The following is a 1504-nucleotide window of genomic DNA, read 5'->3' as shown; positions in this document are numbered from 1 at the left end:
ACTGAGACTGAGACTGAGACTGAGACTGAGACTGAGACTGAGACTGAATGTTGCTACTAAAAACTGTTGCTGCGAATAACTGCGCAAGGGATAGAAGTGGAAAGCCCACAGCGAGGTACGAGCGAGGACTTGCAACGGATAGCCCGACCCAATAGGGATGCGCCCAAAAATTAATAATTCTGCAGTCCTAATTCATATTTCATTAGTATTTTAGCAATATGATTTCAGTAGTAATTCTTGGCGCTGGGAATGTTGCCACACATTTATTTAAAGGGTTTGAAAAAACGGATGAAGTTTCTGTGATTCAATGGTATAATAGAAGTTTAAATGCCTTACAATCGTATAAAAATTTAACGGATATAACGGATGATATAAGCACATTGAAAGATGCCGATGTGTATATTCTGGCGGTTAGCGACGACGTGATTTGTGAATTATCGAGTAAACTTCCTTTTGAAAACAAACTGGTTGTGCATACTTCAGGTAGTGTTCGCGTTTATGATATTGATAAAAAGCACAAACGTGGTGTACTTTACCCGCTGCAAAGTTTTAGTAAACATGCCGAAATGGATTTTGCGAATGTGCCAATTTGTATTGAAACGATTGATAAAAAGTGTTTTCCTATTTTAAAAAAACTTACTTTAAGTTTAGGAAGCCCAATAAAACGTATAAATAGCGACCAGAGGCGTGTACTGCATCTAGCAGCGGTTTTTGTGAATAATTTTACCAATCAATTATACCGAATTGGGCATGAAATTACTGAAAGTGAAGGCGCTGAATTTGACTTATTGAAACCGCTAATTTTAGAAACTGCTCGAAAAGTTCAAGATATGTCGCCTTTCAAGGCACAAACGGGGCCTGCTAAGCGCAACGACAAAAAAACTATAAAAAAACATTTAAAGGCATTAAAGAGCAAACATCATAAAGATATTTATGAATTGCTGACTAACTCGATTAAACATACACATGGAAGAAAAAAGTTATAAGGAATATTTAGAGCATATTACTACATTAATTTTTGATGTAGATGGTGTTTTAACCGATGGTTCGGTTACTGTTACTACTACTGGCGAAATGCTACGCACCATGAATATAAAAGATGGCTATGCTTTAAAAACGGCTGTTGACAAAGGGTTTAATGTCTGTATTATTTCTGGAGGATCTAATGAAGGGGTTCGCTTAAGATTGAAAGGTTTAGGTATTACAGATATCTATTTAGGCGCTCATAATAAAATAGAACAGCTTGATGATTACTTTAGTAAAAAGCATATTAAATCTGAAAATGTATTGTATATGGGCGATGACATTCCTGATTACCCGGTAATGAAAGGAATAGGCTTACCGTGTTGTCCGCAAGATGCAGTGCCTGAAATAAAAGGTATTTCAAAATACATTTCTCATAAAAAAGGTGGCAAAGGTGCTGTTCGAGATGTGATTGAGCAAGTTTTGAAAGTTCAAGGAAAATGGAATGGTAATTACGGAGCTAAGTATGACTAAAATTAGT

The 1504-nt window shown here is 36.2% G+C and carries 2 protein-coding genes; both read left to right on the top strand.

The genetic code is table 11. The features are described 5' to 3' along the window. Nucleotides 1-218 precede the first annotated feature (218 nt). Complete coding sequence (locus tag AAC024_RS15880; RefSeq protein ID WP_339896471.1) at nucleotides 219-986, top strand: DUF2520 domain-containing protein; 768 nt, start codon at nucleotides 219-221, stop codon at nucleotides 984-986. Further along, entirely contained in the window at nucleotides 967-1497 is a 531-nt protein-coding gene (locus AAC024_RS15875; RefSeq protein WP_339896470.1) for an HAD-IIIA family hydrolase, read from the top strand. The genes AAC024_RS15880 and AAC024_RS15875 overlap by 20 nt, the downstream gene beginning before the upstream one ends. Nucleotides 1498-1504: the final 7 nt, after the last annotated feature.

The sequence above is a fragment of the uncultured Algibacter sp. genome, from assembly GCF_963976535.1.
Lineage (GTDB): Bacteria > Bacteroidota > Bacteroidia > Flavobacteriales > Flavobacteriaceae > Algibacter_B.
This window is presented reverse-complemented; position numbering and strand designations above follow the sequence as displayed.

What these genes read in the sequence shown, in the direction of transcription:
- AAC024_RS15880 (WP_339896471.1), top strand. Translation starts at nt 219, where the DNA reads ATGATTTCAGTAGTAATTCTTGGCGCTGGGAATGTTGCCACACATTTA.
- AAC024_RS15875 (WP_339896470.1), top strand. Translation starts at nt 967, where the DNA reads ATGGAAGAAAAAAGTTATAAGGAATATTTAGAGCATATTACTACATTA.